At 43.8% G+C, this 13,663-nt stretch carries 9 protein-coding genes and 1 rRNA gene; all 10 read right to left on the bottom strand.

Annotation, left to right across the window (positions count from 1 at the left end; genetic code table 11):
- Positions 1-46: 46 nt before the first annotated feature.
- The 10 genes from BET10_RS06135 to BET10_RS06090 all read right to left on the bottom strand — a co-directional run bounded on the left by BET10_RS06135 (position 47) and on the right by BET10_RS06090 (position 13,409).
- A 16S ribosomal RNA gene (locus BET10_RS06135) occupies positions 47-1,585 on the bottom strand.
- Positions 1,586-2,222: 637 nt separating this feature from the next.
- A complete protein-coding gene (locus BET10_RS06130) occupies positions 2,223-3,080 on the bottom strand; it encodes a tetratricopeptide repeat protein (protein WP_070984042.1) in 858 nt (285 codons plus the stop codon).
- Between the two features lie 64 nt (positions 3,081-3,144).
- Positions 3,145-5,073 (bottom strand): DNA topoisomerase III, encoded by a 1,929-nt coding sequence (locus tag BET10_RS06125; RefSeq protein WP_070984041.1) that lies wholly within the window; start codon positions 5,071-5,073, stop codon positions 3,145-3,147.
- 160 nt (positions 5,074-5,233) lie between these two features.
- Positions 5,234-7,336 carry a methyl-accepting chemotaxis protein gene (locus BET10_RS06120; protein WP_070984040.1) on the bottom strand — a complete coding sequence of 701 codons (2,103 nt, stop codon included), beginning with the start codon at positions 7,334-7,336 and terminating at the stop codon, positions 5,234-5,236.
- Between the two features lie 273 nt (positions 7,337-7,609).
- The gene (locus BET10_RS06115; RefSeq protein ID WP_070984039.1) at positions 7,610-7,942 is read right to left on the bottom strand and encodes a Na+/H+ antiporter subunit G; all 333 of its coding nucleotides are present in this window, start codon (positions 7,940-7,942) and stop codon (positions 7,610-7,612) included.
- Between the two features lie 8 nt (positions 7,943-7,950).
- Positions 7,951-8,220: a K+/H+ antiporter subunit F gene (locus tag BET10_RS06110; RefSeq protein ID WP_070984038.1), complete on the bottom strand. Its 270-nt coding sequence runs from the start codon at positions 8,218-8,220 to the stop codon at positions 7,951-7,953.
- A complete protein-coding gene (locus tag BET10_RS06105) occupies positions 8,214-8,750 on the bottom strand; it encodes a Na+/H+ antiporter subunit E (protein ID WP_070984037.1) in 537 nt (178 codons plus the stop codon). The genes BET10_RS06110 and BET10_RS06105 overlap by 7 nt, the downstream gene beginning before the upstream one ends.
- Positions 8,750-10,270, bottom strand: coding sequence for a monovalent cation/H+ antiporter subunit D (locus BET10_RS06100; RefSeq protein ID WP_070984036.1), 1,521 nt, complete (start codon positions 10,268-10,270; stop codon positions 8,750-8,752). The genes BET10_RS06105 and BET10_RS06100 overlap by 1 nt, the downstream gene beginning before the upstream one ends.
- The gene (locus BET10_RS06095) at positions 10,267-10,617 is read right to left on the bottom strand and encodes a Na+/H+ antiporter subunit C (protein ID WP_070984035.1); all 351 of its coding nucleotides are present in this window, start codon (positions 10,615-10,617) and stop codon (positions 10,267-10,269) included. The genes BET10_RS06100 and BET10_RS06095 overlap by 4 nt, the downstream gene beginning before the upstream one ends.
- Positions 10,617-13,409, bottom strand: a complete 2,793-nt coding sequence (locus tag BET10_RS06090) for a monovalent cation/H+ antiporter subunit A (RefSeq protein WP_070984034.1) — start codon at positions 13,407-13,409, stop codon at positions 10,617-10,619. Before BET10_RS06090 ends, BET10_RS06095 begins: the two co-directional genes overlap by 1 nt.
- Positions 13,410-13,663: the final 254 nt, after the last annotated feature.

The raw sequence follows: 13,663 nt of genomic DNA, 5'->3' as shown, positions 1-13,663 counted from the left end.
AACAATCATCTGTGTGGACACTTCGAACAAATCTGTTCTAAATCGTTAAGGAGGTGATCCAGCCCCAGGTTCCCCTAGGGCTACCTTGTTACGACTTCACCCCAGTCATGAATCACTCCGTGGTGAACGTCCTCCCGAAGGTTAGACTATCCACTTCTGGAGCAACCCACTCCCATGGTGTGACGGGCGGTGTGTACAAGGCCCGGGAACGTATTCACCGCGGCATTCTGATCCGCGATTACTAGCGATTCCGACTTCATGGAGTCGAGTTGCAGACTCCAATCCGGACTACGACGTACTTTAAGTGATTCGCTTACTCTCGCAAGTTCGCAGCACTCTGTATACGCCATTGTAGCACGTGTGTAGCCCTACACGTAAGGGCCATGATGACTTGACGTCGTCCCCACCTTCCTCCGGTTTATCACCGGCAGTCTCCTTAGAGTTCCCGACCGAATCGCTGGCAACTAAGGATAGGGGTTGCGCTCGTTGCGGGACTTAACCCAACATCTCACAACACGAGCTGACGACAGCCATGCAGCACCTGTATCAGAGTTCCCGAAGGCACCAATCTATCTCTAGAAAGTTCTCTGTATGTCAAGTGTAGGTAAGGTTCTTCGCGTTGCATCGAATTAAACCACATGCTCCACCGCTTGTGCGGGCCCCCGTCAATTCATTTGAGTTTTAACCTTGCGGCCGTACTCCCCAGGCGGTCTACTTAATGCGTTAGCTTTGAAAAAGTTGTCCGAGGACCCCAGCTTCTAGTAGACATCGTTTACGGCGTGGACTACCAGGGTATCTAATCCTGTTTGCTCCCCACGCTTTCGTACATGAGCGTCAGTGTTGACCCAGGTGGCTGCCTTCGCCATCGGTATTCCTTCAGATCTCTACGCATTTCACCGCTACACCTGAAATTCTACCACCCTCTATCACACTCTAGTTTGCCAGTTCGAAATGCAGTTCCCAGGTTAAGCCCGGGGCTTTCACATCTCGCTTAACAAACCGCCTGCGTACGCTTTACGCCCAGTAATTCCGATTAACGCTCGCACCCTCCGTATTACCGCGGCTGCTGGCACGGAGTTAGCCGGTGCTTCTTCTGTAAGTAACGTCACAGCTAAGCCGTATTAAGACTTAACCTTTCCTCCTTACTGAAAGTGCTTTACAACCCGAAGGCCTTCTTCACACACGCGGCATGGCTGCATCAGGCTTGCGCCCATTGTGCAATATTCCCCACTGCTGCCTCCCGTAGGAGTCTGGGCCGTGTCTCAGTCCCAGTGTGGCTGATCATCCTCTCAAACCAGCTAGGGATCGTCGCCTTGGTGAGCCATTACCTCACCAACTAGCTAATCCCACTTGGGCCAATCTTTAGGCGTGAGGCCCGAAGGTCCCCCACTTTGGTCCGTAGACATTATGCGGTATTAGCAGTCGTTTCCAACTGTTGTCCCCCACCTAAAGGCATGTTCCCAAGCATTACTCACCCGTCCGCCGCTCGACGCCGAATAGCAAGCTATTCTCGTTTCCGCTCGACTTGCATGTGTTAGGCCTGCCGCCAGCGTTCAATCTGAGCCATGATCAAACTCTTCAATTAAAAGTTTTTTTGTTTGAAGTAAACTTCAAACGGCGCTCATTGAATTCTGATTTTGTTCTTGTTACCAAGAACGAATTGACTGTGCTGAATAAACTATGTTTATTCCGTTGGTCACTCAGTTCAATTGAGACTCTAAATGTTTTGTTAGAACTCAATCTGTACGAGTGCCCACACAGATGATTGCTTCATATTTTTAAAGAACGTTGCGATGATTCAGCGCTTGGCTTCATCTCGCTAGGGGTGTGCATTCTAAGCATTCCCTATTTTTTGTCAACACTTAATTTTAAGTTTTTCTTGGTAAGAACGAAGCAAAATTAAGTTTTACTCGACGCTGACTCGTTGTTGCTTTGCTTATTCAGCGTAGCGCTCCGTGTCAGTGGAGGCGCATTATAGAGAACTCTTGCAGCAAGGCAAGTACTTTTTTAAGAAAACTTGTAAAAACACGCCATTCGAATAAAAAACACACAAAACCTATCAAAAAGATACATTCCATGTATTTTTAGCCCAACGTTTTGTATGAAATTCACCCAGAAGGAAAGTAAGTATTGTAGAAAAAAGCAAAGATGCAAATAATTTTTGCAAAAAAGTACACCAGTCGCTCTTCACTTCCAGTGTACATATAAAGGCAATAGCGTGATTAATATAATAAGCTGTATAATTTTCTTCTATATGTTGCAGCTAATGCATCACCATCTGGCAACGATGCGATAATTTCCATAAAGTCTTGTTTGGCTGATGCAAAGGTCATATCACGCTTTAATATACTTAAAAGCAGTTCTAGTGCTTCTTCCTTTCTGCCTGCCTCACCAAGCAACTTCGCCAGCTTTAATTTTACGTCGTTGTTTTGCGGCTCAGCCTCTAGTGCTTCGCTCAACATTTTTATTTCAGGGGATTCCAGTTGTGCCTGAGCTTGCTGCAATTTAGCACATAAATTTTGAAAGTAAGCGTCTTGTTCTTGCTCAGCAACAGAGTCTAGTAACGCCTTGGCATCATCCAGCTTGTGAATTTGGATACAAATATTGGCCAACACAAGTTTCACTCGAGTATTATCCGCATCAATATCGTAAGCCTGTTTGGCAAAACTAAATGCTGTGTTCAAATCATCCGTAGCCAATGCTTGCTTCGCCTGATCGAGTAATAACATTTCAGGCTTCGGTAAATGCTCAGTCAATGCTTTTTTAATTTCATCTTCGCTTTGTGCACCATGAAGCATATCAACAGGGGCGCCATTTTTTAACATCACAAGAGTCGGCAGTGATTGCAGGCCGATTTGCTGCGCTAACTGTGAAGCTAACGCTTGTTGCTGGTCGCAATCAACTGTGGCAATTATCAAATGCTCGCCATAACTCATCGCTAAATTCGACAATATTGACGCTTGTGCTAAACAATCTGGATTCTGGGCGCTAAAGAACGTCAACAAGATCAAGCTATCTTGGTTTTGCTCACCCAGTACTTGCTGAATATTATCTGGCGTTAGTTGGATTTGGTTACTCATATCTTCAATTTATATTTTTTACGTATTTGCGATTTATATTGTGGCGAATACTCTGATTACAAGGTCAATTAACAGGATTCGTCATTTTTTTACCGCGCTTTTTAAACCTGCGTTTTGCGGTAGGAGTCGCTAGCCCCTTAAAATCTGCATCCTGAATCCCTTTGGCAGCATCAATGAATTCATTGAGTTGTATCATCAGAGGATCCATAAAAGCTTGGTAGGTACACTCTTTATCGGCAATCTTAGCTAAATGAGATTCCCACAGAGCCGTTCTGTCAGGTAATGTGAGTGACTCTGGAAGCATATTTACCATCGAGTGGCCCACTTCGCTAGCCTTTATTTGTTTGCCGCTACGCTGTAAAAAACCTCTTTTAAAGAGTAACTCAATAATACCAGCACGCGTCGCCTCGGTCCCCAAACCATCCGTTTCTTTGAGAATCTTCTTGATTTCTTTGTCCTTAACATAACGGCTGATACCAGTCATAGCGCTTAATAACGTAGCATCCGTATAATGTTGTGGTGGCTGGGTATGCTTTTCCTGAATTTGTGCTTCATGACAAAGCAGCTGTTGTCCTTCAACCAACGGCGGTAAGAAACTTGAAAGTGTGTCCTTATCTTGCTCTTGCTCTTGCTTGGTAAACAATACCTTAAAACCCATGACATTGACCTGTTTGGCCTTCGCGATAAAAAGACCACCAGCAACAATAATATGTGCTGTTGTTTCAAGGTAACTATACGGTGGATAAAACTGCGTGATATATTGACGACTAACGAGGTTATATATTTGCTGCTCTTGATATCCTAACTGAGCGGTTTTAACCTGCTTTTCTGTCGGTATAATCGCATGGTGCGCACCAACTTTCTTGTCGTTCCAGCACATTGTTCTTAGCGACAAATCAGCATCATCTATCTTGTCCTGTTCACAGCCCTTATTATTTGCAACAGCTGCAACCACCTTATGACGCTGTTGATAATGCTCACTAGGTAAATAACGATTATCTGAACGTGGATACGTGATCAGCTTATGCTTTTCATACAAACTTTGACATATATCGAGCACTTGCTTAGCAGACATTCCGTACATTTTATTGGCGTCAATTTGCAGTGCTGACAAGTTGTATGGCAGTGGTACATTTTGTTTCTTTGGTTTTTGCTCAAGCTTCGCCACTTCCCCCTGCTGATTTTCTATCCGCGAAGCGACATTTTCGGCAAGCGCTTTGAGCAATACCCGCTTCTCATCATCCATGTAAGGTTCACAAGACTCACTTGGCTGCCATTTGGCAACCAGCTTTTCGTTTGAGTCAGTTGTTAAATGGGCAAAGACTTCATAAAAAGGTTTTGACACAAATTCGTCTATTTCTCTATCTCGCCTTACTACCAACCCCAATACTGGAGTCTGAACTCGACCCACAGAGAGCACGCCGCGATAACCCGACTTTTGGCCTGTCAGCGTAAATGCTCGTGTCAGGTTCATACCATATAGCCAGTCCGCCCTCGCGCGAGCCAATGCTGAAATGCTCAAAGGAACAAAAGCCTGATTCGACCGCATTGCAGATAAAGCCCTTTTTACCGCCTGAATGTTTAAATCACTCACAAGTAAACGTTGCGTTTGCTGCTTTTGCTGTGTTGTTAGACCAACAAACTGTAAAACTTCATCAACTAGCAATTGCCCTTCTCTGTCGGGATCACCCGCATGAACAATAACATCCGCTGACTTAATCAACTTTTTTAATACACTTAGCTGTTTTTTTGTCTTGGCCTTGGCTTTAAACTGCCATTGCTCGGGCACTATCGGTAAGTCTTGATACTGCCACTTTTTAAATTTGGGATCATAGTCTTCAGGCTCTGCTTGTTCTAGCAAATGACCGATGCACCAAGACACCACACTGCCATCACCAGCTTCTATGAATCCATCCTGTTTTTTATGCGGTTTTGGCAAAGCATCAGCAATCGCTCTGCCAAGAGATGGCTTTTCAGCTATGTAAAGTTTCATCGAAAAAGCAACTCAACACTGTATAAATTAACAGTCATTCTAAGTCATCCTACTTCAATAAGCCAGTATGTGAATAATCACTAAGGGCAATCATTAAGTTAAGCGTGGTATGCCCATAGCTAAGTATTTAGATTAAGTCAGCCATATATCATGATTTGCATTATTTAGTTTTCAGTAGGTTTAATTGAATATGTTTTTGTTCGACAAGTTGTGTCATTGCGTTTGCAGCCAGTTCTACTTGATCAGCAAGCTGTGATAATTCCATTGCCGCATCAGCAATTCCTGTAGTGTTGCTATTTATTTCTTCTGTTACCACACTTTGCTCTTCCGCCGCAGTGGCAATCTGTGTGACTTCGTTAGAAATATTCGCCAACATAGACACCATTGTGCTCATAGCTTGTGCTGATTCTTTGCAATAGACAACCGCTTGCTCACCTTGGGATACCGAGTTTTCGATAATCTCCTCAGATTGCTTGACCTCATGGTTCAGGTTATTAATCAGCTCATTAATATCATTAGTTGAGTCATGGGTTTTAGAAGCAAGGGCTCGCACTTCATCTGCCACAACGGCAAAGCCACGCCCCTGCTCTCCTGCACGGGCGGCTTCAATGGCTGCGTTGAGCGCCAGTAAGTTAGTCTGTTCGGCAATGGCTCGGATCACATCCAGAATTTGCGATATATCTGTGCTTCTCTCTACCACTTTATTAATAGCATGCTTTGCATCTAGTACTTGTGATGCCATGTTTTGCACGGTTTTGGTTGTTTGCACAATGCTTGCTTCACTTTTTTGCACTTGCTCCGATGCATCATTGGCACTTTGAGCTGCCTGCTCTGAAGATCTCGCTACTTCAGAAGCGGTTGCGCTCAGTTCATTAATTGCAGCAACCACACTATCAATTTCATTGTGCTGATTGGCAACCTTGTTCTTGATATTAATGGCGACTTCATTGGTTTTGAAAGATTGCTGATATGATTGTTCCGCGAGCTGCTTTAAGTCGTCGATCATTTTTCTAAGTTTATCAGTGAACTGATTAAACCCCATGGCAAGGGCTTTTAGTTCTGCGTGGGAGCTAACTTCTAACTCATGAGTTAAATCACCTTCGCTACTCGCTAAATTTTCTATGCGTTGCTGAATATGAGTCAAAGGCTTAATGATATTATTGATAAGGACCATAGCAACCGTAATCCCCACTACCGCGACCAACGCCCCCACCAACAGCATTGTTTGGCTCAATGCACTCGATGACGCATCTAATTCGTCTGCCAATTGTTTTGCCTGAGCCAACACAACCGACTTTGGCACTTCAATGAGTAAAGACCAAGTGGTGTTAGACAATTCAATATGGATTGGCAACGCTAGCGCAATGTCCTCTCCCATATCCAACAATCCTTTGCTTTTGTGTAACTTCACAAGGCTGTCAGCAGAAGATGCTGTAATTGATTCACTCAGAGGTCTGGCAAGCTTATCATAATGGCTCGAGCCAACAACTAAGCCAAGTTCACTCAATAGAGTAACTTTAGCAGCGCCTTGATAAAGACTGTTAGAGAGCTCTTCTACTTGCTGCTGGAATACTGGCAGGTTCACATCTACACCCACTAAGCCAACAAACTGACCGTGAGCCTGTACAGGCACCGTCAGTGATGTCATCAACATATCACCATATAGATACGGCTCCATGATACATGGCGCATTTTTATCACGTGCGCATAAGTACCACTCAGCCTCTCTCAAACCAAACTCGTTTCTCGCATCAAGATATTTGTCGGCTGCTGCGGCTACTGTTTGTTGTGTAATAGTTTGACCATCACGGGTAAAGTAAATTTCGAGCGTACCATCTCCTGCAACAGAATGGCTGGCACCTCCCATAAACTGCCCATCTTTGTTGTCATAGCCATTGGCCTCAAACTGCGCGTACATTGACGAGACAAATTGATTTTCTGTTAGGGCGCCTGCTACTGCTTTTTGTACAATATCTCTAGATAATGGCTGAGTTTGTGCTGTGTTGTTGAGTATTCCTGAAAAAGTTAGAGGAACGCGATATGCCTCATTAATAAAAGCTGAAACTTTCTGAGCATAGTAGCGACCTTGCGCTGTTAGCGTTTTCTGTGCTTCTTCATAAAGTACCTTCTGCACCTGTGTGCTTTGTTTTTCATTCTGTGTGCCTAAATGCGACCACATATATAGTGTCAGTATCATCACCAAAGCGGTAACCAAAGCAGCAACAAACACTAATAATTTACTTTTTATTGAGGCGTATTTCATGAACTTCCTTATGAGCAAAACCTTTACTGTTCTTCTAGCAAACATCATAGATTGAGTGACTAGGGCATATACTTTAAAAATCTGTATATCGAAAACCCGATACAATAAAGCGGTGACTTATCACTCAATCCAAAAATCTACAAATGTATGAATTTATTTGATTATACAAGAACATCATAAACACACTCATAGTGCAACCGTTGCACTTTTTAGTCGCATTAAAAAAGGCATGATAATCATCATGCCTTTTTTAGAATCTAAAGCGTTTGGTAATCAAACATCATCCTCAATGTTACTTTTACCTGAGGTGCGTTCGATACTGTTTAGTTTGTGGTGAATAGCAGACTTGATTAGCATATAACCACTAATTGGTGCGGTGAGTAGCAAGAAGATTGAAATTAAAACTTCCTTTGCACTGATCCCATCTTGTAGTTGGCTAAAGTATATCATTGCCGCTGTGAGCAAGCTGGCCATACCCAAAGTTGTCGCCTTTGTTGGACCATGTAAACGCATAAAGAAATCCGGCATTTTCACTAGACCAATAGAGCCTACCAAAACAAAAAAGCCGCCAATCAATAACAGTATTGAAATTATCCACTCAGACATAACACCCCCTATTCGATTATGTCGCCACGAAGTAAGTATTTACATACTGCTACCGTACTTACAAAACCTAGCATTGCGATTAGTAGAGCGGCTTCAAAATACAAACCTGTGCCCATACTCATACCGTACAAAATAATTAAAGCAATGCTATTGATATACATTGTATCTAGCGCCAAGATTCTATCTGGCACTGAAGGCCCTACCACTAAACGCCATAAATTCAACAACAACGACAAGCCTATCATTGCAAAAACAATCAAGATCACTGTCTCTAACATTCAAAAATCTCCTTAAGCGGTGCTTCATAACGCTGCTTAATAGTTTGTATCAGGGCTTTTTCATCCTCTAAATTAAGCACGTGGATAAGCAAATAACGCTTTTCAGGTTTGTCACCATCAGGTAAAGACTCTCGCCAAGGATAAACCTCGGCGCTGACCGTGCCAGGTGTAAGAGATACCGTGCTTGCCAAGATAGTAATTGGCATACTATGTGATAAATCCAACGGTACTTTCACAAACCCTGGCTTAAGTCGCTTTGTTGGGCCCAAGATCAATAATGCAACCTGTACATTGGCGGTAATGATATCGTACAGCACCAAAAATAAGTGTCTGATAGCAAGGCCTGGTTTTAGAATTAACGGTTGTTTAGTCCGAAACGGCTGAGTAGCCAATGGGATCACGATAGCTAGAAGTAAGCCCAGTATTATGTGGCCTGCTGATAAACTATTGTTAAGAAGTAACCACACACAAAACAGCATTAAACTGCGAAATGGTGTTGGTAACCATGCAAAACGTGCCTCTAAGCGCATTATTGCCCTCCTTCTAAAACAAGGCTTACATTACCAGCAAAATTATGCAATTCAGTGGCTGTGAATAAAGCATAATCACTTAGCGGGCCTGCAAAGATAATCAACATGGGTGATGCCGTAACCAGTATGAACAATGCGCAACATTGAGCCGGATGAACCAAATTTTGCTCAGCAGCGTCTGCTGGTTTGGCTGTTGTATTGTGCCAAAACAAAGTGCTACCAGCTTTGGATACCGCCATCAATACAGCAAGGCTGGCCAGTAAATAAACGGGCCAAAACACCATTACATACTCGGTTTCAAAAGTGGCTCTAAGTAACCAGATTTTTGCTACAAACCCCGATAAGGGAGGCATACCAATCACTGTAATTGCAGCGAGGATAAATCCGCCTCCTAGTAACAATGGCTGTGCGACGGCACGCCCTGCCGTTATTCTATCTGAGACTTTACCACGCTGACGTGCAATGAGGTCAGCAATTAAAAACAAAGCCGCGCTGACCAGTGTTGAATGAACTAAATAGTAAATCGCCGCAGCACTTGCTTGCACACTCTGAACGGCAACTAAAGCCACCAAGGTACCCACTGAAACGATTACTAGATTAGCCGTTAGCTTACGTAAGTCTTGGCTAGCTAAAACACCAATCGCGCCTACAATAATGGTCGCAATTGCTAACCACCACAACCAACCTTGTGCCATCAGGCTCAGCTCACCTGCGTTTTTGCCAAACACAAGCGTGTAGACTCGCATCATGGAGTAAACACCCACTTTAGTCATAATTGCAAATAGCGCCGCTACAACTGGCAACGCCGTTGCATAGGTATTGGGCAGCCACAGATGCAAAGGTAATAAGGCACCTTTAAGTGCGAATACAACTAGCAGTAATAAGCCACCAATTTTAGCCAGATAGATGTCATCACCTTGCAAGGTGGTAACTTTGTGCGCCATATCCGCCATATTCAGCGTACCGAGCACGCCATACAGGGTACCCAGTGCAATGAGGAATACTGCCGAGCCTACTAAATTCAAGATCACATATTGCAATGCTGCACGTGTGTTGTGCTTATCACCACCATGCATCAACAGCGCGTAGGAAGCGATAAGTAACACTTCAAAGAACACGAACAAGTTGAACATATCGCCCGTTAAAAACGCACCGTTCACGCCCAGAATCAAAAAATGTAGCAATGGATGAAAAAATGCGCCTTTTTCATCATCACCCGCACACGCATACAACGAGCAGGCAACACCGAGTACTGCCGTGAGAGTCGTTAACAGCACAGACAGTGGATCTGCCACCATCACAATTCCAAATGGCGCAGACCAATCTCCTATTGCATACACTTGCGCGCCATGGTTTTTTACTTGGCAAAGCAACACAACTGACGCTAATAAAGTCGCTAATGCAAAAATTACTGACGCGACACGCCTGATTTTTAAATTCTTCCCACAAGGCGGCATCAAAAGAATAACACCTGCCAGCATGGGCAATAAAATTGGCAAAGAAGTCAAATGCTGGATCATGCTTTACCCTTAGTTTTATTTTTAGAGGTTTCCTGCCCATTTACATGGTCGTTTCCTAAGTCAGCTCGGCCGCGAATAGCTAAGATCACCACAAAGGCAGTCATAGCAAAGCCAATAACGATTGCTGTTAACACCAAAGCTTGCGGCAATGGGTCCGCGTAAGCCTCAGCATGGCCCAATACAGCAGCCTTATTAAGGGCCAAACGACCAGAAGAGAACAAAAATAGATTTACGGCGTATGACAACATAGTTAACCCAAGTACAACAGGAAATGTACGGGCGCGTAAGATTAAAAACACGCCACAAGTTACCAATAGTCCTACACAAGACGCATATAACAATTCCATTAAAAGTTTACCTCTTCTTTTGGCGCATCCGCGGTGACTTTACCCAAACTCGCTAAAATCATTAAAGTTGCACCGACAACGGTTATATAAACACCTAAGTCAAACGCCAAGGCACTTGCTAGTTCGATTTTTCCAATCAATGGGATATCAAAATAGTCAAACCACGAGGTTAAGAAAGGACGACCAAACAACCAACTGCCAACCCCAGTCAGCAAGGCAATGGCTATACCCGATGCGATGATTTTTCTATAGTTTATGGTTAAACGTTCTGCAATCCAGTTTGAGCCATGAGCTATGTACTGCAAAATAAACGCTATCGCTGTTATTAGACCCGCTATAAAGCCCCCTCCTGGTAGATTGTGTCCTCGCAAGAAAATATAGAATGAGACCAGTAACGCCAACGGTAATAAGCTTTGTGAAATACTCGCCAATAGCAGTGGATAACGCTCTTTAGCCCAAGGACGCCCTTCACTGTCACTCGCTGGCATAAACAGCGGTAGATTGATGAGCAATTTGTAGATACCCAGTGCGGCAATGCCCAATACCGTGATTTCACCTAAGGTATCAAAGCCCCTGAAATCAACAAGAATAACGTTAACAACGTTGGTACCACCACCGCCAGTTTTGGCATTAGCAATGAAAAACTCTGAAATAGAATCAAGCGGTCTGGTGATCATGGCATAACAAATACTGCCTATCACTACACCGATTGCCGAAGATATGCCAATATCGCGCAACACTCTGATCGAGCTTGACTCTTTAGGCGTTCTTTGCGGTAAGAAGAACAAGGCAAGCATTAACAAGATGATCGTCACCACTTCTACTGTAAGCTGAGTTAATGCTAAATCTGGTGCTGAGAAACGGGTAAAAGCCACTGACACCATCAAACCAACCACAGAAACCATCAGTAGTGATACCATGCGTACGTGATGCCAGATCACCGTACCGATTGCGCCTATCATCAATAATGCGGCACCGATTCCGTTATGCATATCAACCTCTGTGGGCCTTTTGCCTCCCACGAGTTGTGCCATTTCGAATAACGGCCAACCAGCACTTATCAATACCACCACAAACATTAACATCAGGTAACGTTGCAGCGACCCATTTTCAATGGCTGTGATTTTGTGCTGGCTCCACTTCACAATATTGTACACGCTGTTATCAAATACTCTTTTCGCATTCAAAGGTGGTAAAGATGCTTGGAATTGAAATAAGTAACGGCGCTGAGTATAAATGAGCAAACCACCACACACTGCAATACCACTCATCAGTAAAGGCAGATTGAAGCCATGCCACAAAGCAACATGATATTCAGGTGCATCACCACCGAGTACCGCTGAAGATGCAGTACTGAGAATGCCATCAATCACAAGGTTCGGGAACATCCCCACAACCAAACAAAGTGCCACTAATATTTCAATTGGAACCCTCATATAACGCGGTGGCTCATGCGGCTCTTTTGGTAAGTCAATTGGGTCACCATTGAAAAACACGTCATGAATAAATCGCGCTGAATATGCCACTGAAAAGGCTCCCGCTACTGTTGCTAAAACAGGAATAAGCCACGACATAGAGCCGAGTAATTGCTGATATAAAGTTTCAGCAAAGAACATTTCCTTAGACAAGAAACCATTGAGCAATGGCACACCTGCCATCGCGGCAGCCGCAACCATTGCCAATGTGGCAGTATAAGGCATAAAGCGCCACATACCGTTAAGCTTACGCATATCGCGAGTGCCCGTTTCATGGTCTATGATACCCGTTGCCATAAATAAGGAAGCTTTGAACGTCGCGTGATTAATAATATGGAAAACTGCCGCCACGGTTGCCAATTCGGTATCTAAACCAAGTAGCAAGGTGATCAAGCCCAAGTGACTAATTGTTGAGTAGGCAAGCAAGCCTTTCAAATCATGTTTAAACAGTGCTACATAGGCCGCAAACAATAAGGTGGTTAGCCCAGTCAAGCCTACCATAACAAACCACAAGTCAGTTCCTGCAAGCGCGGGGTAAAAACGTGCCAGCAAAAAGATCCCCGCTTTTACCATTGTCGCAGAGTGTAAGTAAGCACTCACAGGCGTAGGTGCAGCCATGGCATGAGGCAACCAGAAGTGGAACGGAAACTGTGCTGACTTAGTAAATGCGCCCAATAATACCAAAATGAGTGCCACCTCGTACAAACCATGTGCCTGGATCAGCGCTTTACTTTGCAAAATTACATCAAGGTTATAGCTGCCAACGATATGGCCTAGGATCAATAGACCGGCCAGCAGGGCTAAGCCACCGCCACCAGTTACAGCTAACGCCATTCTTGCGCCCTTGCGCGCTTCTGATTTATGACCCCAGTAGCTGATCAATAAAAATGAGCTTATGCTTGTCAGTTCCCAGAAAATCCATAGCTGTAGCACGTTGTTAGACATAACAATGCCTAGCATTGCAGTCATAAACAGCATGAGGTAGGAGAATAGCTTCGGCATTGAGTCTTTTTCACTTAGGTAATAACGAGCATAAAAAATGACAAGAATACCGATACCTAGAATCATAAATACAAACAACAGAGCAAGCCCGTCAAGCCTAAAGGCTACTTCAAGCCCCAATAGAGGGATCCAAGCGGTGCTTTCACGTAATACTTCTCCTGCAAATACCGCAGGTGAAATATGTATCGCCAAAGCAAGCGCTATAAACGGTGTAACGAGTGTCAACGCAGTAGTCTGGTTGCGTGACAACTTACCCGAAAATGATGAAAGAATACTGCCGATAAAGGATAGCAAGGGTATCCAAAGCAAAGTCATAGATTAAACCTTTTTGTTTCAGTGTCGTAAATGCACGACCCACACTGAGTGCGTGTCCAACTTAGCATGATTTTAATAATTCTAAATGACACGCTTTGAGCACACAAAACTTCCCCAGTTATACTTTATTAGTGTTTGAGTTGTCTATAGTTCTACATCCTAGCTGATGATATTTTAGACAACTTTAACAAACAATTCAGATTAAATTCATATCTGTGTTTCACCTGTAGCTTGAACGGTACTTGTTGGTAGCG

The sequence above is a fragment of the Pseudoalteromonas amylolytica genome (assembly GCF_001854605.1).
Classification (GTDB): domain Bacteria; phylum Pseudomonadota; class Gammaproteobacteria; order Enterobacterales; family Alteromonadaceae; genus Pseudoalteromonas; species Pseudoalteromonas amylolytica.
The sequence above is the reverse complement of the archived record's forward strand: the minus strand, read 5'-3'. Positions and strand labels throughout refer to the sequence as shown.

What these genes read in the sequence shown, in the direction of transcription:
- BET10_RS06130 (WP_070984042.1), bottom strand. Translation starts at nt 3,080, where the DNA reads ATGAGTAACCAAATCCAACTAACGCCAGATAATATTCAGCAAGTACTG.
- BET10_RS06125 (WP_070984041.1), bottom strand. Translation starts at nt 5,073, where the DNA reads ATGAAACTTTACATAGCTGAAAAGCCATCTCTTGGCAGAGCGATTGCT.
- BET10_RS06120 (WP_070984040.1), bottom strand. Translation starts at nt 7,336, where the DNA reads ATGAAATACGCCTCAATAAAAAGTAAATTATTAGTGTTTGTTGCTGCT.
- BET10_RS06115 (WP_070984039.1), bottom strand. Translation starts at nt 7,942, where the DNA reads ATGTCTGAGTGGATAATTTCAATACTGTTATTGATTGGCGGCTTTTTT.
- BET10_RS06110 (WP_070984038.1), bottom strand. Translation starts at nt 8,220, where the DNA reads ATGTTAGAGACAGTGATCTTGATTGTTTTTGCAATGATAGGCTTGTCG.
- BET10_RS06105 (WP_070984037.1), bottom strand. Translation starts at nt 8,750, where the DNA reads ATGCGCTTAGAGGCACGTTTTGCATGGTTACCAACACCATTTCGCAGT.
- BET10_RS06100 (WP_070984036.1), bottom strand. Translation starts at nt 10,270, where the DNA reads ATGATCCAGCATTTGACTTCTTTGCCAATTTTATTGCCCATGCTGGCA.
- BET10_RS06095 (WP_070984035.1), bottom strand. Translation starts at nt 10,617, where the DNA reads ATGGAATTGTTATATGCGTCTTGTGTAGGACTATTGGTAACTTGTGGC.
- BET10_RS06090 (WP_070984034.1), bottom strand. Translation starts at nt 13,409, where the DNA reads ATGACTTTGCTTTGGATACCCTTGCTATCCTTTATCGGCAGTATTCTT.